At 60.1% G+C, this 22,292-nt stretch carries 26 protein-coding genes; 8 read left to right on the top strand and 18 right to left on the bottom strand.

Going from position 1 to position 22,292, the window contains the following annotated elements:
• Nucleotides 1-59 precede the first annotated feature (59 nt).
• Nucleotides 60-1,220, top strand: a complete 1,161-nt coding sequence (locus WH299_RS20810) for an AAA family ATPase (RefSeq protein ID WP_339551176.1) — start codon at nucleotides 60-62, stop codon at nucleotides 1,218-1,220.
• Nucleotides 1,221-1,346: 126 nt separating this feature from the next.
• On the opposite strand, the gene WH299_RS20805 is transcribed toward WH299_RS20810, so the two are convergent.
• From WH299_RS20805 to WH299_RS20760, 10 genes are all read right to left on the bottom strand, one after another.
• Nucleotides 1,347-2,195 carry a transporter substrate-binding domain-containing protein gene (locus WH299_RS20805; protein ID WP_071493188.1) on the bottom strand — a complete coding sequence of 283 codons (849 nt, stop codon included), beginning with the start codon at nucleotides 2,193-2,195 and terminating at the stop codon, nucleotides 1,347-1,349.
• Complete coding sequence (locus tag WH299_RS20800; protein ID WP_068937730.1) at nucleotides 2,192-2,968, bottom strand: amino acid ABC transporter ATP-binding protein; 777 nt, start codon at nucleotides 2,966-2,968, stop codon at nucleotides 2,192-2,194. Before WH299_RS20800 ends, WH299_RS20805 begins: the two co-directional genes overlap by 4 nt.
• The gene (locus WH299_RS20795) at nucleotides 2,965-3,624 is read right to left on the bottom strand and encodes an amino acid ABC transporter permease (RefSeq protein ID WP_016975004.1); all 660 of its coding nucleotides are present in this window, start codon (nucleotides 3,622-3,624) and stop codon (nucleotides 2,965-2,967) included. Before WH299_RS20795 ends, WH299_RS20800 begins: the two co-directional genes overlap by 4 nt.
• Entirely contained in the window at nucleotides 3,605-4,270 is a 666-nt protein-coding gene (locus WH299_RS20790) for an amino acid ABC transporter permease (RefSeq protein ID WP_123475361.1), read from the bottom strand. Before WH299_RS20790 ends, WH299_RS20795 begins: the two co-directional genes overlap by 20 nt.
• A 493-nt stretch (nucleotides 4,271-4,763) precedes the next feature.
• The gene (locus WH299_RS20785; RefSeq protein WP_339551174.1) at nucleotides 4,764-5,546 is read right to left on the bottom strand and encodes a MetQ/NlpA family ABC transporter substrate-binding protein; all 783 of its coding nucleotides are present in this window, start codon (nucleotides 5,544-5,546) and stop codon (nucleotides 4,764-4,766) included.
• A gap of 126 nt (nucleotides 5,547-5,672) precedes the next feature.
• Nucleotides 5,673-6,599 (bottom strand): sigma 54-interacting transcriptional regulator, encoded by a 927-nt coding sequence (locus WH299_RS20780; RefSeq protein WP_095014249.1) that lies wholly within the window; start codon nucleotides 6,597-6,599, stop codon nucleotides 5,673-5,675.
• Between the two features lie 51 nt (nucleotides 6,600-6,650).
• Entirely contained in the window at nucleotides 6,651-7,232 is a 582-nt protein-coding gene (locus WH299_RS20775) for an alpha/beta hydrolase (RefSeq protein WP_058424837.1), read from the bottom strand.
• A 174-nt stretch (nucleotides 7,233-7,406) separates the two neighbouring features.
• Nucleotides 7,407-7,808, bottom strand: coding sequence for an ExbD/TolR family protein (locus WH299_RS20770; protein ID WP_010565408.1), 402 nt, complete (start codon nucleotides 7,806-7,808; stop codon nucleotides 7,407-7,409).
• Nucleotide 7,809: 1 nt separating this feature from the next.
• Complete coding sequence (locus WH299_RS20765; RefSeq protein WP_339551200.1) at nucleotides 7,810-8,532, bottom strand: MotA/TolQ/ExbB proton channel family protein; 723 nt, start codon at nucleotides 8,530-8,532, stop codon at nucleotides 7,810-7,812.
• 51 nt (nucleotides 8,533-8,583) lie between these two features.
• A complete protein-coding gene (locus WH299_RS20760; RefSeq protein WP_339551172.1) occupies nucleotides 8,584-9,396 on the bottom strand; it encodes an energy transducer TonB in 813 nt (270 codons plus the stop codon).
• A 435-nt stretch (nucleotides 9,397-9,831) separates the two neighbouring features.
• Between WH299_RS20760 and WH299_RS20755 the strand changes: the two genes are divergently transcribed.
• The 3 genes from WH299_RS20755 to WH299_RS20745 all read left to right on the top strand — a co-directional run bounded on the left by WH299_RS20755 (nucleotide 9,832) and on the right by WH299_RS20745 (nucleotide 12,987).
• Nucleotides 9,832-10,632: a hypothetical protein gene (locus WH299_RS20755; RefSeq protein ID WP_339551171.1), complete on the top strand. Its 801-nt coding sequence runs from the start codon at nucleotides 9,832-9,834 to the stop codon at nucleotides 10,630-10,632.
• 140 nt (nucleotides 10,633-10,772) lie between these two features.
• Nucleotides 10,773-11,954, top strand: coding sequence for a CynX/NimT family MFS transporter (locus tag WH299_RS20750; RefSeq protein WP_339551169.1), 1,182 nt, complete (start codon nucleotides 10,773-10,775; stop codon nucleotides 11,952-11,954).
• 97 nt (nucleotides 11,955-12,051) lie between these two features.
• Entirely contained in the window at nucleotides 12,052-12,987 is a 936-nt protein-coding gene (locus tag WH299_RS20745; protein ID WP_123475373.1) for a LysR family transcriptional regulator, read from the top strand.
• Here the strand turns inward: WH299_RS20745 and WH299_RS20740 are convergent.
• Nucleotides 12,878-13,972, bottom strand: a complete 1,095-nt coding sequence (locus WH299_RS20740; protein ID WP_339551168.1) for a fatty acid desaturase — start codon at nucleotides 13,970-13,972, stop codon at nucleotides 12,878-12,880. The genes WH299_RS20745 and WH299_RS20740 overlap by 110 nt on opposite strands.
• Nucleotides 13,973-14,073: 101 nt before the next feature.
• On the opposite strand from WH299_RS20740, the gene WH299_RS20735 reads away from it, so the two are divergent.
• The gene (locus WH299_RS20735) at nucleotides 14,074-15,078 is read left to right on the top strand and encodes an AraC family transcriptional regulator (RefSeq protein WP_339551167.1); all 1,005 of its coding nucleotides are present in this window, start codon (nucleotides 14,074-14,076) and stop codon (nucleotides 15,076-15,078) included.
• Nucleotides 15,079-15,206: 128 nt separating this feature from the next.
• Here WH299_RS20735 and WH299_RS20730 read toward each other — a convergent pair whose 3' ends face one another.
• Nucleotides 15,207-15,572 carry a response regulator gene (locus tag WH299_RS20730; protein WP_339551166.1) on the bottom strand — a complete coding sequence of 122 codons (366 nt, stop codon included), beginning with the start codon at nucleotides 15,570-15,572 and terminating at the stop codon, nucleotides 15,207-15,209.
• A gap of 98 nt (nucleotides 15,573-15,670) precedes the next feature.
• On the opposite strand from WH299_RS20730, the gene WH299_RS20725 reads away from it, so the two are divergent.
• Nucleotides 15,671-16,144, top strand: coding sequence for a GlcG/HbpS family heme-binding protein (locus WH299_RS20725; protein WP_126569784.1), 474 nt, complete (start codon nucleotides 15,671-15,673; stop codon nucleotides 16,142-16,144).
• A 10-nt stretch (nucleotides 16,145-16,154) separates the two neighbouring features.
• Nucleotides 16,155-16,565: a hydroxyisourate hydrolase gene (gene uraH / locus WH299_RS20720; RefSeq protein ID WP_028615259.1), complete on the top strand. Its 411-nt coding sequence runs from the start codon at nucleotides 16,155-16,157 to the stop codon at nucleotides 16,563-16,565.
• Here the strand turns inward: uraH and WH299_RS20715 are convergent.
• Complete coding sequence (locus WH299_RS20715; RefSeq protein ID WP_071489768.1) at nucleotides 16,562-17,251, bottom strand: Crp/Fnr family transcriptional regulator; 690 nt, start codon at nucleotides 17,249-17,251, stop codon at nucleotides 16,562-16,564. The two genes, uraH and WH299_RS20715, sit on opposite strands and share 4 nt — an antisense overlap.
• Before the next feature lie 83 nt (nucleotides 17,252-17,334).
• Here WH299_RS20715 and WH299_RS20710 point away from each other — a divergent pair, with 83 nt between their 5' ends.
• The gene (locus WH299_RS20710; protein ID WP_122730259.1) at nucleotides 17,335-17,859 is read left to right on the top strand and encodes an Mpo1 family 2-hydroxy fatty acid dioxygenase; all 525 of its coding nucleotides are present in this window, start codon (nucleotides 17,335-17,337) and stop codon (nucleotides 17,857-17,859) included.
• A 123-nt stretch (nucleotides 17,860-17,982) separates the two neighbouring features.
• Here WH299_RS20710 and WH299_RS20705 read toward each other — a convergent pair whose 3' ends face one another.
• The 5 genes from WH299_RS20705 to oscA form a co-directional block, all read right to left on the bottom strand.
• Nucleotides 17,983-18,963 (bottom strand): sulfate/molybdate ABC transporter ATP-binding protein, encoded by a 981-nt coding sequence (locus WH299_RS20705; RefSeq protein ID WP_016975028.1) that lies wholly within the window; start codon nucleotides 18,961-18,963, stop codon nucleotides 17,983-17,985.
• Between the two features lie 3 nt (nucleotides 18,964-18,966).
• Nucleotides 18,967-19,839: a sulfate ABC transporter permease subunit CysW gene (gene cysW / locus WH299_RS20700; protein ID WP_010214166.1), complete on the bottom strand. Its 873-nt coding sequence runs from the start codon at nucleotides 19,837-19,839 to the stop codon at nucleotides 18,967-18,969.
• A gap of 13 nt (nucleotides 19,840-19,852) precedes the next feature.
• Nucleotides 19,853-20,671, bottom strand: coding sequence for a sulfate ABC transporter permease subunit CysT (cysT, locus tag WH299_RS20695; protein ID WP_010214167.1), 819 nt, complete (start codon nucleotides 20,669-20,671; stop codon nucleotides 19,853-19,855).
• Nucleotides 20,672-20,833: 162 nt separating this feature from the next.
• Nucleotides 20,834-21,844 carry a sulfate ABC transporter substrate-binding protein gene (locus WH299_RS20690; RefSeq protein WP_339551164.1) on the bottom strand — a complete coding sequence of 337 codons (1,011 nt, stop codon included), beginning with the start codon at nucleotides 21,842-21,844 and terminating at the stop codon, nucleotides 20,834-20,836.
• Between the two features lie 66 nt (nucleotides 21,845-21,910).
• On the bottom strand, nucleotides 21,911-22,093 hold the full coding sequence (oscA, locus tag WH299_RS20685) for a sulfur starvation response protein OscA (RefSeq protein WP_003170956.1): 183 nt from the start codon (nucleotides 22,091-22,093) through the stop codon (nucleotides 21,911-21,913).
• Nucleotides 22,094-22,292: the final 199 nt, after the last annotated feature.

Here is a 22,292-nt window from a genome sequence, read left to right as displayed (position 1 = left end):
GTTCCTTATCTGCATGGAGGCTCCCATACTCCAATGGTTCCCACGCCGACTGAATGCCCATGCTCAAGACCCTCGCGGTGGCCAATTACCGCTCGATCAATAAATTGGTAGTGCCCCTGGACCGACTCAACCTGGTCACCGGCCCCAATGGCAGCGGCAAGTCCAACTTGTACCGCGCCCTGCGCCTGCTGGCGGAAACCGCCCAGGGCGGGGTGATCAATGCGCTGGCCCGTGAGGGTGGGCTGGATTCGACCTTCTGGGCCGGGCCGGAGACCATCAGCCGGCGCATGCGCAGCGGTGAGGTGCCGGTCGAGCCCATCGTGCGTCAGGGCGTCAAACGCTTGCGCCTGGGCTTTGCCGGGGAAGATTTCAGCTACGCCATTTCCCTGGGGCTGCCGGAAAAAACGCTGTCCTATTTCTCGCTGGACCCGGAAGTGAAGAAGGAATGCATCTGGGCCGGCCCTATCTACCGCCCGGCCAGTCTGCTGGTGCAGCGTTCCGGGCCGATGGTGCGGGCGCGTGAGGGCCGCGCCTGGGATGTGCTGGCCCAGCACACGCCGAACTACCACAGCCTGTTTGATCAGGTTGGCAGCCTGCGCGGTTCGCCGGAGGTGTTGCTGCTGCGCGAAAGCATCCGTGGCTGGCGCTTTTATGATCACTTTCGCAGCGATGTCGACGCGCCGGTCCGCCAACCTCAACTGGGCACAAGTACGCCAGTGCTACATCACGACGGGCGCGACCTGGCAGCGGCGTTGCAGACCATTCGTGAAATCGGCGATCCCGAGGCATTGCAGCGCGCAGTCAGCGACGCTTTCCCCGGCGCACGCCTGAATATCGAGCCCTTGCAGGGCGGGCGCTTTGCGATTGAGTTTTATCAGGAAGGTTTGCTGCGGCCATTGTCGGCGGCGGAGCTGTCGGACGGGACTTTGCGTTATTTACTGCTGATCGCGGCGCTGCTCACTCCTCGACCACCGACCATGATGGTGCTGAACGAGCCGGAAACCAGTTTGCATCCGGACTTGCTGCCGGCGTTGGCGCGCTTGATTATCCAGGCCTCTCGGCAGTGCCAGGTGTGGGTAGTGTCACATGCCAGCCGCTTGATTGCGGCGTTGCAGCAGGATGAGGGGTGCAATTCGATTGTGTTGGAGAAGGTGTTGGGGGAAACGCGGATCGTCGGGCAAGGGATTCTGGATGCGCCCGCGTGGCATTGGCCAGAATAGGCGGTGTCCTTCAGGGCCTCATCGCGGGCAAGCCCGGCTCCCACAGTTTTGATGTGTGAATACTTTTAACTGTGGGAGCTGGCTTGCCTGCGATAGCGGTAGATCAGTCACTCAATAATTAACTGATCAGCCCTGCCACTTCCCGCCTTCAACAATCACACTCTCCGGCTTGGTGTCATCGCTCAGCTCTTTACGCACATACTGGTCGTACAGCTTGAGCAGGAATTTCTCCTCGCCCAACTTGGCCAGCTCGGCATTCACCCAGTCGCGCAGTTCGATGTTGCCCTTCTTCACCGCGGGTGCAATCGGCGCTTCATCACCAAGCTTTTCTTCCAGCACACGGTAGCCCGGGTTCTGCTTGGCCCAGCTGAACAGCACAAGGTTGTCCTGGGCATAGGCATCACCACGGCCGGCAGACAACGCCTGCAATGACTCGGAGTTTTTCTCGAACTTGAGCAGTTTCCAGTCCGGGTGGTTCTTGGTCAGCCAGATATCGGCGGTGGTGCCGGTGGTGACGATGGTGGTGCGGGTGGCCAGGTCATCCAGGCTTTTTACCGCGCTGTCGTTTGGTACCAGGGCCTGCACCGCGACTTTAAGGTTGGGGTTGGTGAAGTCGACTGCTTCCTTACGTTCCGGGGTCACGGTCATGTTGGCGAGGATCAGGTCGACCTTATCGCTTTGCAGGAACGGAATACGGCTGGCCGGCTCGACGGCAACGAACTCGACCTTGTTTTCATCGCCCAGCAGGTCTTTGGCGAATTGGCGACCGATGTCGGTATCGAAGCCTACGTAACGGCCAGCTTCGTTCACAAAACCAAACGGCGGTTTGTCGGTGAAGACACCGACGATCAGTTTGTCACGGGCCTTGATCTTATCGATGTAACTGACAGCGGCAGGTTTTACAGGCTCTTCGGCCTTTTTATCGCAGCCGGCCAGCAGAGCGACGGCAAACAGTGGCAGCAGTAACTTTTTCATATCAGCTCCAGTTCCTTGGTTTTCTTGGGCAGTGTTGAAACAAAGGAGAACTTCTCCAGGAACTGCTGCGCGCGTGCGGTTTGCGGGTTCGTAAAGAATGCCTCGGGGGTGTTTTGTTCGAGGATGCGACCGGCCTCCATGAACACCACGCGGTCGGCGACGGCGCGGGCGAAGGCCATTTCGTGGGTAACGATCAGCAAGGTCATGCCATCGCGGGCCAGGCCCTGAATCACTTCCAGCACTTCCTTGACCATTTCCGGGTCGAGGGCAGCGGTGACTTCGTCAAACAGCATGACCTGAGGGTTCATGCACAACGAGCGGACGATAGCGATGCGTTGCTGCTGGCCACCGGAGAGCTGGCGCGGGAAGGCGTCGCGCTTGTCGGCCAAGCCCACGCGTTCCAACAGTTTCTCGGCCTGTTCGCGGGCTTCGCGCGGGTCGCGCTTTTGCACTTTCAGTGGGCCGAGCAGAATGTTGTCGAGCACGCTCATGTGCGGGAACAGGTGGTAGCTCTGGAACACCATGCCGATGTCCTGACGCACCTGGCGCCAGTCGGTGTGTTTGTCCAAAAGTTCTTTGCCGGCAAACCGCAGGCTGCCGCTATGCGCCACTTCCAGGCCGTTGAGGCAACGCAGCAAGGTGCTTTTTCCGCAGCCGCTGGGGCCAAGGATCACTAGCACTTCGCCGCTTTGCACGCTCAGGTCGATGCCCTTGAGCACCTGCGCCTCGCCGAAGAATTTGTTGAAACCCTGGAACTCGATCAATGCACTCATGCTTGGGCCCAGCGCCGTTCCAGCACCTTGGAGGCGGCCGACAACGGGTAGCAGATAAAGAAGAAAAACAGGAACAGCACACCGTAGATCAATACCGACTCATAGGTGCGTTCGATGATTTGCTGGCCGACCTTGATCACGTCCACCACGCCGATCAGCACCGCCAGGGAGCTGGTCTTGATGATGCGTGTGTAGACGTTGATGGTCGGCGGCGTCATGCGTTTCAGGGCTTGGGGCAGCAGCACGTAGCCGTAGAGCTGCGGGTCCGAGAGACCAATCGACAACCCCGCTTCACGTTGCCCGCGTGGCAGCGAATGCAAGGCACCGCGCACCACTTCGCCCACCTCGCTGGCACCCCACAGTGACAACACCAGCACCGCGCACCAAAAACTCGGAATGCTCAGGCCGAAGAAAATCGGCAGCCCGAAAAACAGCAGGTACAACCACACCAACACCGGGATCGCGCGGAACAGCTCCAGGTACACCCGCAGCACCGCGTTGATCAACCGGTTGTTCAAAGTGCGCAGCACGCCATACAACACGCCGCCGATGGTGCTGAACGCGATGCTCAAGAACGAGATCGACAGGGTTTGCGCAGCGCCCTTGCCCAGTTGCGGCAACGACACCCACAGCAACTCAAGACCCGAACTGGCCATGCTGGAGCCTCCTTTCCAGGCGGCTGAGCAACAGCGACAGCGGCAAGAACAGCAACACGCAGATCAACGTCAGCACGGCGAGCATTTCGTAGGTCTTGTAGTAGAGGGCGATGTAGCTCTTGGTGGTGTAGAGAATCTCCGGCACCGCCACGGCGGAAACCACGGTGGTCTCCTTGAGCAGGAAGATGAAATTGGCGAACAACGCCGGCAGGCTGAGGATGCCGGCCTGAGGCAGGATCACATGGCGCAGCAGTTGCCAGTCGGACAGGCCAATGGACTTGCCCGACTCGATCTGCGCCAGCGGCACGGCCTCCACGCCCGCACGCAACACTTCGGTGAGGTAGGCGCCGCCAAGGAAAGTCATGGTAATGATCGCCGCCCAGAACCCGGAAATATTGAAGCCCAGGGCCGGCAGCGCGAAGTACACGAAGAACAGCTGGATCAACAGCGGCGTATTGCGCGCCAGCTCCACATAGAGCGCCACCAGGCGCGACAGGTACGGCGTGCGAAACACCAGCAGCGCCGCGTTGATCAGCGCCACCAGCATCGAGGTGGCAATGGCGATCAGGCCGACTTGCAGCGTCACGCCCACGGCTTTCAGAAACGCCGGGAGCGTGCTGAGGATAAAAGCGAAATCGAAGGTCATTTCCAGTCCATGACGCCGCAAGGGTAATGCAGCGAGCGCAATCCGATCCGGCGTGGGTAACGCCGGGTAGCGCGAACTTTAAAGGTATAAAAAAGAAAATTTAAATACCCAAATAGCATATTGATATCACCCAAAAAGATAACCCCCGGATTCGCGGGTTTGACGGGTGACAGCTATGGTTGGAGGGTCTGAGATTCGAGGGATCGAACCATGAAGGAAGTGAAAGCGATGGATCCGCAGGAGTTGGTGAAGTGGTTGATGGCGTTGCGGCGGGCAATCAATAGCCGTGCTCTCTAAAACACACCGCCGACTAATGTGGGAGCTGGCTTGCCTGCGATAGCGGTGGATCAGCCAGTACGCGATTAGCTGACAAACCGCCATCGCAGGCAAGCCAGCTCCCACAGTTTTAACCGCATTCCAATGCCGAGCATAAAAAAACGCCGACGCTGTAACAGCCGTCGGCGTTCAAACCTTGAAGGGGGTTTTGTCTACATCAGAACGCAGGCACGACCGCGCCGTTGTACTTCTTCTCGATGAAGGCTTTGACTTCCGGGCTGGTCAGAGCCTTGGACAGTTTCTGGATCGCGTCGCTGTCCTTGTTGTCCGGGCGAGCCACCAGAAAGTTCACGTACGGCGACTTGGCGTCTTCGATGATCAGCGCGTCTTTGGCTGGTTTCAGGCCCGCTTCCAGCGCGTAGTTGGTGTTGATGACGTCAAGGTCAACCTGGTCCAGCACGCGTGGCAGCAGCGCCGATTCCAGCTCCTTGAACTTCAGGTTTTTCGGGTTGCTGGCAATATCTTTCGGCGTGGACAGGGCATTGGTCGGGTCTTTCAGCGTAATCAGGCCGTTCTTTTGCAGCAGCAACAGGGCGCGGCCGCTGTTGGAACCTTCGTTCGGAATGGCCACGGTGGCGCCATCTTTAAGCTCAGAAATATTCTTGATCTTTTTCGAGTAGCCACCGATAGGTTCAACGTGCACACCGACCACGGTCACCAGGTTGGTGCCCTTGCCCTTGTTGAAGTTTTCCAGGTACGGCAGGGTCTGGAAGTAGTTGGCATCCAGGCGCTTCTCGGCCACCTGCGTGTTGGGCTGCACGTAGTCGGTAAAGACTTTGATCTGCAGGTCCACGCCTTCTTTGGCCAGGGTCGGCTTGATCAGTTCAAGGATCTCGGCGTGAGGGATCGGGGTGGCGGCAACGACCAGTTTTTCGTTGGCTTGAGCGAAGCTTGCAGTCAGGGCAGCCGCCAGTGCGGTAAACAACAGAACCTTTTTCATGCAGTGTCCTTATCGGAATTCCGGGGCGTCTCTGACGACCATTTTTATGAGGTGTGCCAGCGAAATGCTATCGCGGCGTGGAAGGGACAATACCTAGATTTTTTATTCCCGAACAATATCTTTTATTCACGTTGATATTCCATTTTGTTCATGTAGGAATTTACGCAGGGTTTCCTGCTCGGCGGGGCTGGCACTCTGGAAAATGCGCTGCACCTGTTCCAACGGCGAACCTGCGACCGGCAGGTTCAAATGCTCGGGCAGGATCTCGTCGCCGCTGCTCACCAGCAACGCGAAGTGAATGACGTTTTCCAGCTCACGCGTATTGCCCGGCCAGCTGTGGAGTTCCAGCACGCGCTGGGCGGCGTCACTGATCAGCGGCACCGGCAGGTCCAGGCGCTGACTGTAGATGCCCAGGAAGTATTCGGCCAGGGACAAGATGTCACCCACACGCTCGCGCAATGCGGGCAAGTCCAGCCGCCCTTCGCTCAAGTAATGGAACAAGCGCTCATGGAACTTGCCGGCCGCAACAGCCTGGGCCAGGTCGATGCTGGTGGCGGCGACCAGGCGCACATCCACCGGGCTCGGCTGATGGGCACCGACACGGGTGACTTCGTGGTTTTCCAGCGCGGCCAACAGTTTTACCTGGATCGGCAACGGCAAATCGCCAATCTCATCCAGATACAAGGTGCCCCCATTCGCCGAACCGAACCAACCAGCCCGGCTGCTGGCTGCACCACTGTGGCTACCAGCGGCGTAGCCGAACAATTCAGCATCGGCGTAGGTCGGGCTGATGGCGCCGCAATTGACCGAGACGAACAAGCCGGTACGGTCGCTGCCACGGTGGATATGCCGCGCCAGCAACTCTTTACCGCTACCGGTTTCGCCACGAATCAATACGGGCAAGGCGCGCGGCGCGAGGCTTTCGAGGTCTTCGCGCAATTGGCGCGAACGGGGATCGACAAACACCAGCGCCTTGGCGCGGATACTCAGCGGGCTTTTTTCCGCGTCGGGAAAGGTCAGCAATGGCTGGCCGTAGGTTTCATGCAGACTCATGGCAGGCTCCCGCCCTCAATCCAATTAAGGGATGAGGGCGTTGAAAAATGTTCAGGCAGTGCGCCGGGCGTGATGCTCAAGGCGACTTTGCAGGCGGTACAGGTAAGCAAATCCCTGCTCCCAGCGTTGGTGGCCGGACTTGACATTGATATGGCCAGCACCGGAGAGAATGCCCGCTTCGGCACCCCAGTTACGGGCCAATTCCAGGGCCCTTGGTGCGCTGACGGCACTGTCGTTATCGGAACTGACCACCTGACTGGGAAACGGCAACAGATCGGTCGGGATCGGCGCGAAATTACGCAATGCCGGAGAGCAAGCAGGACGCTCGACATCAGCCGGCGCCACCAGCAACGCACCGCGTACCTGGCGCAGGAAGTGCACCGGCGCAGTGGCTGCCCAATGCGCCACGGTGATGCAGCCCAGGCTGTGGGCGATCAGGATCACTGGCGTACTGTCGGCCGCAATGGCCTCGGCCAGCGCGGCGACCCAGTCTTCGCGACGCGGGGTCAGCCAGTCGGCCTGCTCCACGCGGGCGCTATTGGGCAGGCTGTTCTGCCAGTGACTTTGCCAATGATCTTCTGGCGATCCTTGCCAGCCCGGCACGATCAGATAACGAATCGACTCGCTGTGCATGGGTGTGCCCTCCTGCAGCGTTTAACGTTGCTGAACAGTATAGGGACGGGTGTTATATTCGTTAAGGAATAAGAAGCTATTTATTAATAACCAAAAACACATATGAGTTTTACACAAAAAAAAGGCCGCACCCTGCCAAGGAGACGGCCAAAAAATTGTCGAGGCTTGTGTAACTTAACGAGCGGTAATCACCGACAGCTTGGTAATGCCCGCGCGTTCGATAGACGCCATGGCTCGCGCCACTTCGCCGTAGTTCACGCCATCGTCAGCCTGCAGTTGCACCCGCACATCGGGGTCCTTGGCCTTGGCCGCCTGCAGGTTGAACTCCAGCAGGTCCGGCTGGATTTCGTCCTTGTTGATAAACAGTTTGCCGGCGCCGTCGATGCTCACCACCAGCGGGTCTTTCTGCTCCACCGGCGCGACCGCCTCAGTCTTGGGCAGGTTGATCGGGATCGCGTTGGTCAAAAGCGGCGCGGTGACGATAAACACCACCAGCAGCACCAGCATCACGTCCACCAGTGGCGTGACGTTGATCTCGCTCAGTACCTCATCACTGTCTTGCGTGGAAAAGGCCATCTCAGGACGCCTCCTTCACTTTTTGCGGGCTACTGGCAGTGGTTTTGTTCAGGGTCGGGTGCAGCAGCACACGGAAGGAATTTTTCTGCGCCAGGCTGTAGAAGTCGTGGGCAAAGTCGTCCAGGTCCGCAGCCGTCAGCTTCAGGCGACGCAGGAAATAGTTGTAGACCAGCACCGCAGGCACCGCGACGGCGATACCCACACCGGTGGCGACCAATGCCGCGCCAATCGGGCCGGCCACGGTTTCAAGGCTGGCGGAGCCGGCGGCGCTGATGCCCTTGAGGGCTTCCATGATGCCCCACACGGTGCCGAACAGACCGATGAACGGCGAGGTGCTGCCGATACTGGCAACCACGGCCAGGCCGGTTTCCAGGGAGCGGCGCTCACGCACGATCTGCTGACGCAGGGCGCGTTCGAGGCGGTCCTGGTGGTTGATCGCCTGGCTCAGGTCCGCCGCGTGCGGGGTTTCGCCCACCTGGATCGCGGCATAACCGGCCTGGGCCACACGGGCGGCGGCGCCCGGCTGGGTTTCGGCCAGTTCGGCGGCCGAGTCGAGACTCGACGCCGCCCAGAACTGTTTGTGGAACTTGCGATCCTGCGCCTTGAGGCGACCGAACTGCACGCCCTTGAGCAGGGCCAGGCCCCAGGTGGCGACCGAAAAGACCACCAGCAGCCAGATCACCGCGCTTTCGATGGATTCAAGTGGAGATGCTAATGCCATGATGTTTTCCCTCTGTGCAGGTCGCGGCGTGTTCAACACACCGCAGCCGAATAGTTAGTGAATCTTGAAATCGATCGGTACGCTGACCCAGCCGTCCTGGGCCACATCGCCCTGCTTGGCCGGTACGAAGCTCCAACGCTTCACCGCTGACAACGCGGCGTCGTCGAGTTGCTGGCGACCGCTGCTTTTCTGGACCTGGATTTCGCCCGGCTTGCCACTGGCCAGGACATGCACCCTGAGCAACACCGTGCCTTCCCATCCGCGTCGTTGAGCCAGTGACGGGTACTCCGGTGCCGGGTTCTTCAGGTACGCAGCGTTGGCCGAAGCGGGTGTTACCGGGGCCGGCGCCGGTGGTGCTGGAGGCACAGGCGGTGCCGGTGTCGGTGGCGCAGGCGGCTGCTCGACAGGTTTCGGCGCGGGCTTGGGCTCAGGCTTTGGAACCGGCTTGGGCTTGGGTTTTGGAATCGGTTTTGGCGGCGCCGGTTTGGCAGCCAATTCATCCACCACCGGCGGCGGCGGCTCGGCCACAGGCGGCGGTGGCGGTGGCGGCACGGGCGGAGGCGGCTCCACCACAGGGGGCGCCGGCTGGGAAAATTCGATGGTCATCGGCGGAATTTCCGGTGGCACAATCGGCAGCACCGGCGTCGGCTTCTGGCTCACCCAGTAAATCACCGCACCGTGCAGGGCCAGCACCAGCAAACCCAGCAGGATCCCTTCGCGACGGCTGGAGAAACGCTTCGGCGTTTTCTGCGTGCGCAGCTGCCCCAACGGCGCGCGGTGCGGCCGGCCAAGGTCGACCAACTCACCACCCGGTGCCTGGCGCCATTGCGCCTCGTGTGCACTGGCGGCGGTCTGGACATTGCCCATTGATTCACTCCCTACGGTTTTTGACACAAAAAAACCGACAGGCCTGCATGGGAGGCCGTCGAGGGCTGAATCATCGGGGCCAGACGCTTATCTCTTAAAGTAATCTTTAAAGTTATAGATAGATCTAAATTGAATAAATGAAACATGCAGAAACGGCAAAGTCCCGTCCTGCGCGGGCTGGCGCATAGGCGTGGTTTTTGAATGCCTTTCAGGCATAAAAAATATTCTGTAAAGGCATGGATTCAGCGCTGTCGGAACCATCCTCGCCTGCAGCGGGACACATACCGTTCGACGTGTTGCTCCCGGAACCGTTACACCTTATGAACCACGGAGGGTTCAATACGGCGGGCCTTGCAGCGCGTCGCTCAAGAATCGGTTTCGAGAACGCGCCTTTGTGCTCTCGACACCGGGACGTCACACAAGAGTGGAGAGCCCATGAATATCTACTACCCGTTCAGAACCACAATACACAGTGATCTGCCCCAAGCCCCTCAGACCAACAGGCAGCGCCCCGCCCCCAGTGCACCTCACCCTCAGACAGGATCGAGCGTGATTAACTTTGCCAACGGCAACTCCTCTGCAGGCGGTTCGGGTGATAATAATCTGCGGTGGGCAACACGCGCTCCAAATACCTACCAACGGGGCAACCCACCCATCGCTTCGAGACCCTATTCCCCGAATGAACTAGTCAGTGGGTTTTCGCAAAAATGGGGCACGATGAATTGTGTGACCGTTGCGGGAATAAAGGCGGCGATGCAACGGTTTGGCGGCCCCAACCAGGTTTACCATTCGGTAGAGCGAACCAAAGATGGGTTCGACATCCGCATGAGAGACAACCCAAACAAAACCTACCATGTTACCTACTCCGAGCTTCAATACGCAGCCGCCAGCTCTGGGTTCAGAGGCACTAATCAAAAAATGCTTAACGAAGCCAATTTCATGTATGCCGTCAGTGCCAAGCGGGCACAACATGAAAACAACGATGGTTATGCGTCCCGGAGTTTCGCCGCGGCCGTGAGCAGCCTGGACACGTGGGAAAACACCCAGGAAGGCCTGGATCGCCTGGGCTTGAGAAACTACGTCCGACCTGCCACTGCCCACGATTTGATTAGAGGCGTACCAGGGGTCATGGCCCAGAGTAATCACGTCTTCACCGTGCTCAATGGTAGAACGGAGAACTACGGCAGGTTGGGCTATCAGCCGAACCCATGGGCCCCAGCCCTGAAGTTGGTTTAAGCGCCCTGCGCAACAACGCAGATTGGGACAGCATCGGGCCCCTTCCGTGTTCCAACGGTTGGAAGGGTCATATTTAATTTCAAAATACCTCGAGGGCTCTCCATACTCCACGCCTCATTCGCGCACCTGACAGGTCTTGCATGACGCTTAATTCTTCACTTGTAAGCAGACTCACCGGCTGGGGCCTGTTGGTGGTCCTCGGCCTCAATCTGCGGCCGATCCTCAGCTCCATCAGCCCGTTGCTCGGCGAGATTCGCCTGGCCACCGGCTTGAGTTTCCAGAGCAGTGCCTTGCTCACCAGCCTGCCCGTGGTGTGCATGGGCCTGGTGGCACTGGTGGGCGTGCGTGTTGAAGCGCAACTCGGTGAGCGGCGTGGCATTGCCCTGGGTTTGATGATGATCCTGCTGGCGTGCCTGGCCCGCTGGCTGATGGGCCAGGGCTCGACACTGCTGGTGACCGCATTGCTCGGTGGTGCCGGTGTCGCGTTGATCCAGGCGTTGGTGCCGGCGATGATCAAGCGCGAATTTCATCACCGCGTGCCGGTGGCGATGGGGGTTTACTCAGCCTCGCTGATGGCCGGTGGTGGGCTGGCGGCGCTGCTCAGCCCAGTGGTGGCCACGCATTTTCAGCGGTGGGAAGCCGGACTCGGTGTGTGGTTGCTGCCGGCATTGGCCGCACTATTGTTGTGGGCATGGTTGCCCCTGGGTGCGGCAAAAAGCGCGAATGTCATCCCCGCCTTCAAGGGCCTGCGCAATCGCCGTGCTTGGCTGCTGGCGCTGTATTTTGGCCTGGTGAATTGCGGCTACATGAGCATGGTGGCGTGGCTGCCGGCCTACTATCAGCAACTGGGTTGGGGCGTACTGCCCAGTGGTTCGTTGCTGGCCTTCATGACGATCTTTCAGGTGATCGCCGCGCTGTTGATGCCGGTATTGGCACAACGCGGGATCGATCGGCGGCCCCTGCTGTGGATCAGCCTGCTGGCCCAAACCATTGGCTACCTCGGCCTGTTGATGGCGCCGTTACAGTTTCCTCATCTGTGGGTGGCGCTGTGTGGTTTCGGCCTGGGCGCGTGTTTTGCCCTAAGCCTGTTATTGACCCTCGACCACCACCGCGACCCGCGCCAGGCCGGGCAACTGGCGGCGTTCGTGCAGGGCGTGGGCTTTTTGATCAATGCGATTTCGCCGTGGCTGACCGGCTGGCTGCGTGAACTCACCGGCAGTTTCGTCAGTGCCTGGGTGGTGCTGACGGTGACGGCGGTCGCGATGCTGGTGGTGACACGAGTGTTCAGCCCCGCCACCTATCGCACGGCGCCGGCTCTATAGATATGCGTTTAAGATCTAGATAAAACAAAAATGCTTCATTGACGGAATAAGCATCACCCTTAAAATCCCGGTTCCCCTACAGGATGCCGGGCACACCATGGATCTTCGCCAACTGCGCTACTTCATCGCGCTCAACGAGCACCGCAGTTTCGTGCGCGCGGCGGACGCCATGGGCATCACGCAACCAGCATTCAGCCGCAGCATCCAGGGCCTGGAGCAGGAATTCGGCTGTGTGCTGGTGGACCGCGCGAACAAAGACCTGCGTCCCACCCCCGAAGGCCAGGTGGTGCTGCAACACGCATTGAGCCTGGTGCAAGGCGCGGCATTGTTGAGCCATGAAGTCACGCGCATGACCAAGCTCGACGCCGGCGAAGTGCGCTTCGGCAGCGACGCGGTGGCCGCCGTGAACCTGGTGCCCCAGACGATGGCGCGCTTTGTCTCCACCTACCCCAAGGTGCGCACTGCGTTGCAGGTGGATAACTGGGAGAAACTCGGACGCAGCCTGAACCGTGAAGAGATCGAATTCTTTATCGCCGATGTGCGTCACTTCGAGGCTGACCCGAACTTTCAGACCCAGGCCCTGACGCCTCGGCGCAGCGTGTTTTTCTGCCGCGCCGGGCACCCGCTACTGGCCAAGGACAGCCTGTCCACCAACGACCTGTTCAGCTACCCGCTGGCCACCCCCCTGATCGCGCCCGGCATTCGCAAGCTGCTGGCCAACCTCAGCGGGCGCGTCGACTTTGCGCCTGCCATCGAGCTTGAGCAATTGGCCGCGTTGGCCACCATCGTGAAGCAATCCGACGCCATCGGCCTGGGCGCCGAAGAGGCTTTCGTCGAGGCATTCGCCAGTGGTCAATTACGGGTGCTGCATTGGCGTAATCTGCCACACGCGTTGGACAGCCTCAGCAACCGTTGCGGGGTGATCAGCCGCGCTGGGGTGCGTTTGTCGCCTGCCGCGAAGGCGTTGATCGAAACCCTGCTGGCGGTGGAAAACCCAGCCGATTGGCCCGCGCAAACGTCCCGAAATCATTGAAGCGCACGCCCATCTCAGCCATCACTTTGTGCGCCACCTTGGCGGTCATCTGGCGGATGTAAAACGGTTCCTTCACCACAAAATGGTGGATGCCGTGGGTGCTGCCGAAGTTGAAGCAGAACGCCTGCAGAGGCCACATCCACCACGGGTTCAACACCTGGGTCTGCTGGATCACATTGCCCAGTTCCACATCGCCGTAGTAGTGCATGTTGGAGCTGACAAAGTGCAGGCAAAAGGTACGCAGCACGTTAGGGCCGATGATCACTACGGCAGCGATATCAATCACCTGCATCATCTGCACGGTGCCGGCTGACCACTCGATGGGCGCACCGAGCAGACTGGCAATGCCATTGGCGGCATGAAAGCCAAGGAACACGTACCACGCGCCCCAATGCAGCAGCGCCAGCGGTGCATACACCAGCAGCGAGCGCTTGAGGATCGTCAGTTTGTGCTCCCAGGTCTTGGCCCGCAGGATGCGGATGAAGGCCGACATGACGTTATCGCCGACCATCAGCAACCGCGCAAAACCCCAGGGCTCGCCGTTAGTGATCGCGCGCTCTTCCATATCGGTCTCGGTGCCGGAGACCTTGTGATGGTTGAGATGCAGGTGCCGGCGCACCCACGGGTTGATCGTGCTCGGCCGCGCCAGCCACACCAGGCCCATCATCAGGTTGTGGGGCAGGCGCTGCTTGCGAAAATACATGCTGTGGATCAGGTCGTGTTCCAACTCGTGGGTCAGTGAAGCCAGGAACGCGTTAAGCAGCAGGCACACCCACCAGGCCATATGGCCCGTGAGATAGAGCGCCGCCGAGCCCAGCATGCCGAGCAGCGCAAACGCCAGAATGCCCGCGCCCAGCGCGTCCTGATGCAGCAGCCAAGGGTGTTGCTGGCGCAGGCGCACGCCTTCGGCCAGCACGACTTCACGGATAAGCGCCGAGCGCTGTTGCGCGTTCATCTGCTGGGGACTTGCAGAAGTACCGTCCATGCTTCCATCCTCTTGTTTATTGATGCTCACATCCTGCCCCAAGCGATCAATCAGGATGCTAGCCCCGGACGCCAACCTGTTGACCGCAAGCGCCAATCGCCATGACCGAACCCACCTCCCTCGCCAGTTGGACCCGCGCCCTGCGCAAGCAGCTCGACGCCCTGGGCCTCGACAGCGCCGCGTTGTGCCAGCAAGCCGGGCTCGACCCGCAGCAGATGGACGATCCCAACGCACGCTACCCGCTGTCGGCCACCACGCGCTTGTGGGAACTGGCAGTGCAGGCCAGCGGCGATCCAGCGATTGGGCTGCGGGTGTCGCGGTTCGTCAGCCCCACCACGTTTCATGCGTTGGGGTATGCGCTGGTGGCCAGTGGCAGCTTGCGGGAAGTGTTCGAGCGCATCGTGCGGTATCACCAGGTGGTCAGCGATGCCTTGAGCCTGGAGCTGAGCGGCGACGGCGAACGCTATCGGTTCCGCTTGCTGCAACTACCGGGAAACCCAGCGCCAGCGTTCGAGGCCATCGATGCGTTTGCGGCGATCTATGTGCGCACTTGTCGCAATCGTCTGGGGCGCGAATACGCGCCGCTGGCGGTGTACCTGCAAAGGCCGGAACCGGCCGATCCCAAGCCATGGCACACGGTGTTTCGCGCGCCGGTGTTTTTCGGCGCTGAGGAAGACCGCCTGGAGTTCGCCGCGCAGGATTTCGACAGCCACCTGGACGACGCCAGCCCCGAACTGGCCGAGCACAACGAAACCGTGCTCAAGCGCACCCTCGCCCAACTGCAACCGCTGACCTGGGAGCGCAAAGTGCGCGCGGCCATCGAAGCGCAATTGCCGGATGGCGAGCCGAGCGCCGAGCGAATTGCGCAAGCGTTACACCTGAGCTTGCGCAGTTTGCAGCGGCATCTGGCGGATGAGGGCTGCCGGTTTGATGCGCTGCTCAACGAGTGTCGGGAGAACCTGGCGTTGCTGCATTTGCGTGATCCGCAGTGCTCATTGGCGGAAATCAGTCATTTGCTGGGGTTTGCTGATACCAGCAGCTTCAACCGTGCGTTCAAACGCTGGACGGGGATGACGCCGGGGCAGTTCAGGGATGGGTTGCGGTAGGTGGATTTGCGGTGTTCGTGATGGCCCCATCGCGGGCAAGCCCGGCTCCCACAGGGGAATGCATTCCAAATGTGGGAGCTGGCTTGCCTGCGATGGCGGTGGTCCAGGTATTGAAAATGCCGGATCAATCAGCGCCCACGGTCACGCCGCAACAACTTCTTCACCCGCGCCACCAAGGCCTTGGCTTCAAACGGCTTGAGCAAGTAATCATCCTCATGCAGTTCCAACCCGCGCAGACGGTCCTCGATCCCTTCCGGGGTCGTCAAGAACAACACCGGCGTCTCGCCCTTCTTGCGAATCGCCTGCTGCAACTTCCAGGCATTCAAACCCGGCAACATGACATCCAGGATCACCAAGTCATAGTCAGTGCTTTCCACAAACCGCTGAGCTGCCATGCCATTGGCTGCGACTTCCACTGCGAAGCCGGCCTCACTCAAGCTCAGGGCCATGAGTTGCGCCAATTTCGGCTGGTCTTCCACTAACAACACCTGCATGCCTACCTCTTGGTTCATTACAAACCTGTAATCGAATTGTTCGGCTTTTGACCGAGACCGCTGGCTAAGGTAGCGGCCTGCTTTCTGGAGCCGTTCCCATGTACCGCAATGCCTTGTTCTTGAGCTTCGCTATCAGCGCCAGCGTCCTGGCAGCACCACCGCTGCCGCGCCACGCCGACCTGGATTTGCACACCGCACGCCAACTGGCAGACGCCAGCCTGGCGCAGTGCACGGCGGCACTTACCGTACTCGACCGGGGCGGCAACCCATTGCTGAGCCTGCGGGCCGACGGCGTAGGTCCGCACAACAGCATCGCCAGCCAACGCAAAGCGTACACGGCGTTGTCGACTAAAACCCCCACTCGGTTGTTTGCCGAGCGTGCGCGCAACAACCCCGAGGCCGCCAACCTTAACAGCTTGTCCGAATTGCTGTTGCTCGGGGGCGGCGTGCCGCTGTTCGCCGACACTGAACTGGTAGGCGCGCTTGGCATTGCCGGTGCCGGCGGTGCCGAGCAGGACGACGCGTGCGCGGCAAAGGCGGCCAATCAACTTGGCCTGACAATCACCCCTTGAGGAAACCTCGATGAAAACCCTGACTATGACCCTCGCCGCCCTCAGCCTGAGCGGCCTGAGCAGCCTGGCCCTGGCGGCCGGCAACCCGCTGAGCGTGCATGTGCTGAACCTGGAAAACGGTCTGCCGTCTGCCGGTGTCAGCGTCACCCTGGAGCAACACGTAGGCGATCACTGGCAGTCGCTGTCCGAAGGTGTTACCAACCAGCAGGGGCGCATCGCCGAACTGTTCCCGGCCAACCAAGCCATGAAGCCGGGCGAGTATCGCGTGGTGTTCAAGACCGGTGACTACTACAAGAAAGCCAATCGCGAGACGTTTTTCCCGGAAGTCCCGGTGATATTCGAGGTCAAGCAGGCCGACCAGCACTACCACATCCCGCTGCTGCTTAGCCCTTACGGCTTTTCGACGTATCGCGGTTCCTAGCCAGCCCCCGCGGCCTGCCGCAAGCGCGGCAGGTCGAGCACTTCAATCGCGCCGTAACTCAGCTTGATGATCTCCTGCTGCTCTAACGCCTTGAGCAAACTGTTGGTGGTCTGGCGCGACAGGCTCAACATCGCGGCCAGATCTTCCTGGGGCAGTTGCAGGACGCGACGGGAATGCTCTATCTCGCCGTACCCGCCGGCAATCATCAGCAGCCGGTGAGCAATACGTGTCGACGCCGGCATCAGGCTCATCTGTTCGATATTGATCAGCGACAGGCGCAACTTCTGGCTCATCAACAACGCCATGTCGCGCCAATACGCCGGGCTTTGGTCAAGAATCTCGAGCATCGCCGATTGCGGTACCTGCAACAGCGTGCACGGCCCAACCGACAAGGCGTCGTGGGTACGCGGCAAACCATCGAACAGGCAGATCTCGCCGAACCAGTAAGGCGTTTCAACCAGGCTCAGAATAGCTTCCTTGCCCTGCGCATTGACCGCGCTGACCCGCACCGCCCCCTCCAATACCGCATACACCCCACAGGGCGGATCACCGCGCCGGAACAGGTACTGCCCCGCCGTCAGCTGACGCAGCCGAGCCGCCGCTAGCAAACTATCCTGTAGCGGTACAGGCAGGTGGCTGAACCACTGGCCGGTGGCCAATCGGGCATGCCATGTTGCCGCAATCATGAGAACTCCAGAGATTGTCGCCCAGTTGACAGTCAGTCGCCGGCTGACGGGAGATGATTAAACATCCTACAGGAGGAATAACAATGAAAAGCCTCGTCGACCACCTCAGTCAATACGCTGCCTACCACCGCGACCCGCGCAATATCGCCAGCCACTTTATCGGCATTCCACTGATTGTGGTTGCGGTGGCCGTGCTGCTGTCGCGCCCGGAATGGGCGATCGGTGGGGTGTGGATTTCACCAGCGGTGATCGTCGCACTGCTGTCGGCGTGGTTTTACCTACGCCTGGAACTGGCGCTGGGTGTGTTGATGACGCTGCTGATGGGCTTGTCGGTATGGGCCGGGCATGTGCTGGCGGCGCAGAGCACGTTGGTGTGGCTCAGCAGCGGCATTGGGATGTTTGTGGTGGGTTGGGTGATTCAGTTCGTCGGGCATTACTACGAAGGCAAGAAGCCGGCGTTTGTGGATGACGTGTCGGGGCTGATCGTGGGGCCGTTGTTTGTGGTGGCGGAGTTGGCGTTTTTGTTGGGGCTGCGCCATGACCTCAAGCAACAGATCGAGGAGCGTTCGGGGCCGGTGGCCGTTAGAGGAAAACGCGCCACGGTCTGAAGATTAATGAAGATCCACGGTGGGAGCCGGGCTTGCCCGCGATAGCATCACCTCGGTCTAATAGTCCTACCGAGGTGTTGCTATCGCAGGCAAGCCAGCTCCCACATTGATCTCCATGGGTACTTAGGCTTTTTGCCAGACCTTGGGTTTGAAGAACAGCGTCTCGCCGCGTGCCAAGTTGGTCAGGCTGTCGTGGTCTTTCACCACTTCGGCTTCGATCAATTCGCTCTGGCCTTCGACCTTCAAGGTCACACGCGTGGTCGCGCCCAGCGGGCGAATATCACGCACTTCAGCCGCGTGATGGTCTTCCAGCTCATGCCGTGACAGCGACACTTCGTGGGGACGGAACAGCACGTGTTTGTCTTCACCCAGGTGCAGGCGGTTCGAATCACCCAGGAAGTGATAAACGAAATCGCTGGCCGGGTTTTCGTAGACGTCACCCGGTGAACCGATCTGCTCGATCACACCCTTGTTCATCACCACGATACGGTCGGCGACTTCCATGGCCTCTTCCTGGTCGTGGGTCACGAACACCGACGTCAGGTTGATGTCTTCGTGCAGGCGTGCCAGCCAGCGACGCAGCTCTTTACGCACCTTGGCGTCGAGGGCGCCGAAGGGTTCGTCCAGCAGCAGCACTTTGGGTTCGACCGCCAGGGCGCGAGCCAGGGCGATACGTTGGCGCTGGCCACCGGACAACTGCTCCGGGTAGCGATCCGACAACCAATCCAGCTGCACCATGTTCAACAGCTCATGCACCTTGACCGCGATCTGGCTTTCGTTCGGACGCTGGTTCTTCGGTTTCATGCGCAGGCCGAACGCCACGTTGTCGAACACGGTCATGTGGCGGAACAGCGCGTAGTGCTGGAATACAAAGCCGACATTGCGATCACGCACGTCGTGGCCGGACACGTCTTCACCGTGGAACACGATGCTGCCGTCATCCGGGGTTTCCAGGCCGGCGATGATGCGCAGCAAGGTGGTCTTGCCGCAGCCGGACGGGCCAAGCAACGCCACCAGCTCGCCACTCTGGATGTCCAGGTTGATGCTGTTCAGGGCCTTGAAGGCGTTGAAGTTCTTGCTGACATTACGGACTTCGATCGACATGACTTATTCCTCAGCCGCACCGGCGCGCAGGCGGTTAATACGGTTCTCGCTCCACTGCTTGAGCAGCAGGATGAAGAGCGCCAGGATCAGCAGCAGACTCGCCACCGCAAACGCGGCAACGTGGTTGTATTCGTTGTAGAGAATCTCGACGTGCAGCGGCAGGGTGTTGGTTACGCCGCGAATGTGGCCGGACACCACCGACACCGCGCCGAACTCACCCATGGCCCGTGCGGTACACAGCACCACGCCGTAGATCAGGCCCCATTTGATGTTCGGCACGGTCACGTGCCAGAACATCTGCCAGCCGTTGGCACCGAGCAGGCGCGCGGCCTCTTCCTCCTGGGTGCCCTGCTCCTGCATCAGCGGGATCAGTTCACGGGCCACGAAGGGCACGGTGACGAAGATGGTTGCCAGCACGATACCGGGCAAGGCGAACACGATCTGGATGTCATGGTCCTGCAGCCACGGCCCAAAAAAGCCCTGGGCGCCGAACATCAGCACATAGACCAGGCCGGCGATCACCGGCGACACCGAGAACGGCAAATCGATGAGCGTCACCAGGATGCTTTTGCCACGGAACGAGTACTTGCTCACGCACCAGGCGGCGCTGACGCCGAACACCAGGTTGAGCGGCACCGAAATCACCACGGCGATCACCGTGAGTTTCAACGCCGATAGCGCATCGGGTTCGAGGATCGCGGTGAAGAACGCGCCGAGGCCGTTCTTCAAGCCCTGGGTCACCACGATAAACAGCGGCAACAGCAGGAACAGCGCAAACACCAGCCAGCCAAGGCCGATCAGGATACGTCGCGATGCAGCGCTGCCACGACGGGCAGCGTTGGCCGAGGACGCGGCGGAAATAGACGATTGGGACATGTTCCGCGCCTCCTTATGGACGTTCGATGCGCCGCTGCAACAAGTTGATCAGCAGCAGCAGGACAAAGGAAACCACCAGCATCAACACGCCGATGGACGTGGCGCCGCGGTAGTCGTATTGGTCGAGCTTGACCATGATCAGCAGCGGCAGGATCTCGGTTTTCATCGGCATGTTGCCGGCGATGAAGATCACCGAGCCGTACTCACCGACGCCACGCGCGAACGCCAGGGCGAAACCGGTCAACCAGGCAGGCAGCAACGCGGGCACCAGGATGTGACGGAACACCTGCAACGGCTTGGCGCCCAGGCAGGCGGCGGCTTCTTCGACTTCCCGGGGGATATCGGCCAGTACCGGCTGCACCGTGCGCACCACGAACGGCAGCGTGACGAAGGTCAGCGCCAGGGTGATGCCCAAGGGGGTGTAGGCGATCTTGAAGCCCAGGTCCGCGGCGAACTGGCCGACCAGGCCGTTAGGCGTGTACAGCGCGGTCAACGCGATACCGGCAACGGCGGTGGGCAGGGCGAACGGCAGGTCGATCATCGCGTCGATGATCTTGCGACCGGGGAAGGTGTAGCGCACCAGCACCCAGGCCAGCAGCGTACCGATCACGCCGTTGATCAGCGCGGCGTACAGCGCGGTGCTGAAGCTCAGTTGCAACGCCGCCAGCACGCGCGGTGCGGAGATGATGTTCCAGAACTGATCCCAGGTAAGTTGAGCGGCGTGTACAAACATCGCCGCGAGGGGGATGAGTACGATCAGGCTGAGGTACACCACGGTGTAGCCCAGCGTCAGCCCGAAGCCGGGTATGACGGGGGAGATACGACGCGACATAAGAGTCCTTGGTTAAGGGAAAACCACTGGAGACAGACACGTCCTGTGGGAGCTGGCTTGCCTGCGATGCAAGCACCTCGGTATGTCAGTTACACCGCGGTGATGCTATCGCAGGCAAGCCAGCTCCCACAGGGTAAAGCGTGCGCCGCCAGATTGTATGGGTTACTGCGCGGTGTAAATCTGGTCGAACACGCCACCGTCGTTAAAGAATTTCGGTTGGGCAGTTTTCCAGCCGCCGAAGTCTTTGTCGATAGTCACCAGGTCCAGTTTCGGGAACTGCTGGGCGTATTTGGCGGCCACTTTTGTATCGCGTGGGCGGTAGAAGTTCTTCGCCGCAATCTCCTGGCCAGCCGGGCTGTACAGGTGTTTAAGGTATTCGGTGGCGATCTCGGTGTTACCCTTTTTCTCGGCATTCTTGTCGACCACGGCCACTGGCGGCTCCGCGAGGATCGACAGGGAAGGCACAACGATATCGAACTTGTCAGCACCGCCGTCTTCTTTCAGGGCCAAGAAGGCTTCGTTTTCCCAGGCCAACAACACGTCACCCTGACCGTTGTTGACGAAGGTGATGGTCGAACCGCGAGCGCCGGTGTCCAGCACAGGCACGTGCTTGAACAGCTCTTTCACGTATTCCTGGGCCTTGGCTTCGCTGCCACCGGATTTCAGGCCGTAGGCCCAGGCGGCGAGGAAGTTCCAGCGGGCACCGCCGGAGGTTTTCGGGTTAGGGGTAATCACGGACACGTCTTTCTTGATCAGGTCGCCCCAGTCCTTGATGCCTTTAGGGTTGCCCTTGCGCACCAGGAACACGATGGTCGAAGTGTACGGGGTGCTGGCGTCCGGCAGGCGAGTCTGCCAGTTTTCCGGCAGGGTCTTGCCCAGCTTGGCGATTTCGTCGATGTCACCGGCCAGGGCCAGGGTGACCACGTCGGCGCGCAGGCCGTCGATCACCGCGCGGCCTTGCTTGCCCGAACCACCGTGGGATTGCTGGATCTTGACGTTGTCACCGGGGTGGGACTGTTTCCAGAAGTTGGTGAACTCAGCGTTGTAGTCCTGGTACAGCTCACGGGTCGGGTCGTACGAGACGTTGAGCAACTCGTAGTCCTTGGCAACGGCGGAACCTGCAAACACGGCGCTGGCCAGGGCGGCCAAGGCATAACGGCGAATCGACGACATAGAAGCTCCTGAAATTCTGGGGTGTTGGCTTTTTCTTATTAAGTGCGGGTCTATCGCCGTCAGTGCTTAGCTCGGTTTGTTACCCGGGTTCTGCAAACGGAATTTTTCTTTGCGTTCGATCTGTACCACTTGAGCGTTGTGCACAGTGATTTCCACCGCGCCAAACCGCAGATCGCGCAAGGCGCTCTGGATCTCACGCAAAATGGCTGCTTCGTCCTGGCCGTCGACGCTACGTAGAGATGCGCTCATGGTCTCGCTCCTGAAATGAATAGTGCCTCGCAGTGGCGGCACTGCTTGCGGCGTGAGGGCGATAGTAGATAAGCGCGGATATTCTTAAAAATACTATTTAAGAATGTTTATATAACCAGAAAGAATTTTCTGGTGGGACGTGGGGTTGCGTGCGGGTTTGGTGCCCAAGTACGTAAATAAAGCCTAGAGAAGATCCAAT

The organism is Pseudomonas sp. MYb541 (assembly GCF_037479595.1).
GTDB classification, from domain to species: domain Bacteria; phylum Pseudomonadota; class Gammaproteobacteria; order Pseudomonadales; family Pseudomonadaceae; genus Aquipseudomonas; species Aquipseudomonas canadensis.
Note: the sequence above shows the minus strand (reverse complement) of the source record. Positions and strands in the feature narration are given on the sequence as shown.

What these genes read in the sequence shown, in the direction of transcription:
- WH299_RS20735 (WP_339551167.1), top strand. Translation starts at nt 14,074, where the DNA reads ATGACCGAACCCACCTCCCTCGCCAGTTGGACCCGCGCCCTGCGCAAG.
- WH299_RS20745 (WP_123475373.1), top strand. Translation starts at nt 12,052, where the DNA reads ATGGATCTTCGCCAACTGCGCTACTTCATCGCGCTCAACGAGCACCGC.
- oscA (WP_003170956.1), bottom strand. Translation starts at nt 22,093, where the DNA reads ATGAGCGCATCTCTACGTAGCGTCGACGGCCAGGACGAAGCAGCCATT.
- WH299_RS20795 (WP_016975004.1), bottom strand. Translation starts at nt 3,624, where the DNA reads ATGGCCAGTTCGGGTCTTGAGTTGCTGTGGGTGTCGTTGCCGCAACTG.
- WH299_RS20785 (WP_339551174.1), bottom strand. Translation starts at nt 5,546, where the DNA reads ATGAAAAAGGTTCTGTTGTTTACCGCACTGGCGGCTGCCCTGACTGCA.
- WH299_RS20690 (WP_339551164.1), bottom strand. Translation starts at nt 21,844, where the DNA reads ATGTCGTCGATTCGCCGTTATGCCTTGGCCGCCCTGGCCAGCGCCGTG.
- WH299_RS20775 (WP_058424837.1), bottom strand. Translation starts at nt 7,232, where the DNA reads ATGCACAGCGAGTCGATTCGTTATCTGATCGTGCCGGGCTGGCAAGGA.
- WH299_RS20770 (WP_010565408.1), bottom strand. Translation starts at nt 7,808, where the DNA reads ATGGCCTTTTCCACGCAAGACAGTGATGAGGTACTGAGCGAGATCAAC.
- WH299_RS20710 (WP_122730259.1), top strand. Translation starts at nt 17,335, where the DNA reads ATGAAAAGCCTCGTCGACCACCTCAGTCAATACGCTGCCTACCACCGC.
- WH299_RS20715 (WP_071489768.1), bottom strand. Translation starts at nt 17,251, where the DNA reads ATGATTGCGGCAACATGGCATGCCCGATTGGCCACCGGCCAGTGGTTC.
- WH299_RS20790 (WP_123475361.1), bottom strand. Translation starts at nt 4,270, where the DNA reads ATGACCTTCGATTTCGCTTTTATCCTCAGCACGCTCCCGGCGTTTCTG.
- WH299_RS20800 (WP_068937730.1), bottom strand. Translation starts at nt 2,968, where the DNA reads ATGAGTGCATTGATCGAGTTCCAGGGTTTCAACAAATTCTTCGGCGAG.
- WH299_RS20750 (WP_339551169.1), top strand. Translation starts at nt 10,773, where the DNA reads ATGACGCTTAATTCTTCACTTGTAAGCAGACTCACCGGCTGGGGCCTG.
- uraH (WP_028615259.1), top strand. Translation starts at nt 16,155, where the DNA reads ATGAAAACCCTGACTATGACCCTCGCCGCCCTCAGCCTGAGCGGCCTG.
- WH299_RS20755 (WP_339551171.1), top strand. Translation starts at nt 9,832, where the DNA reads ATGAATATCTACTACCCGTTCAGAACCACAATACACAGTGATCTGCCC.
- WH299_RS20780 (WP_095014249.1), bottom strand. Translation starts at nt 6,599, where the DNA reads ATGAGTCTGCATGAAACCTACGGCCAGCCATTGCTGACCTTTCCCGAC.
- WH299_RS20730 (WP_339551166.1), bottom strand. Translation starts at nt 15,572, where the DNA reads ATGCAGGTGTTGTTAGTGGAAGACCAGCCGAAATTGGCGCAACTCATG.
- WH299_RS20705 (WP_016975028.1), bottom strand. Translation starts at nt 18,963, where the DNA reads ATGTCGATCGAAGTCCGTAATGTCAGCAAGAACTTCAACGCCTTCAAG.
- WH299_RS20725 (WP_126569784.1), top strand. Translation starts at nt 15,671, where the DNA reads ATGTACCGCAATGCCTTGTTCTTGAGCTTCGCTATCAGCGCCAGCGTC.
- cysT (WP_010214167.1), bottom strand. Translation starts at nt 20,671, where the DNA reads ATGTCGCGTCGTATCTCCCCCGTCATACCCGGCTTCGGGCTGACGCTG.
- WH299_RS20805 (WP_071493188.1), bottom strand. Translation starts at nt 2,195, where the DNA reads ATGAAAAAGTTACTGCTGCCACTGTTTGCCGTCGCTCTGCTGGCCGGC.
- WH299_RS20740 (WP_339551168.1), bottom strand. Translation starts at nt 13,972, where the DNA reads ATGGACGGTACTTCTGCAAGTCCCCAGCAGATGAACGCGCAACAGCGC.
- cysW (WP_010214166.1), bottom strand. Translation starts at nt 19,839, where the DNA reads ATGTCCCAATCGTCTATTTCCGCCGCGTCCTCGGCCAACGCTGCCCGT.
- WH299_RS20760 (WP_339551172.1), bottom strand. Translation starts at nt 9,396, where the DNA reads ATGGGCAATGTCCAGACCGCCGCCAGTGCACACGAGGCGCAATGGCGC.
- WH299_RS20810 (WP_339551176.1), top strand. Translation starts at nt 60, where the DNA reads ATGCTCAAGACCCTCGCGGTGGCCAATTACCGCTCGATCAATAAATTG.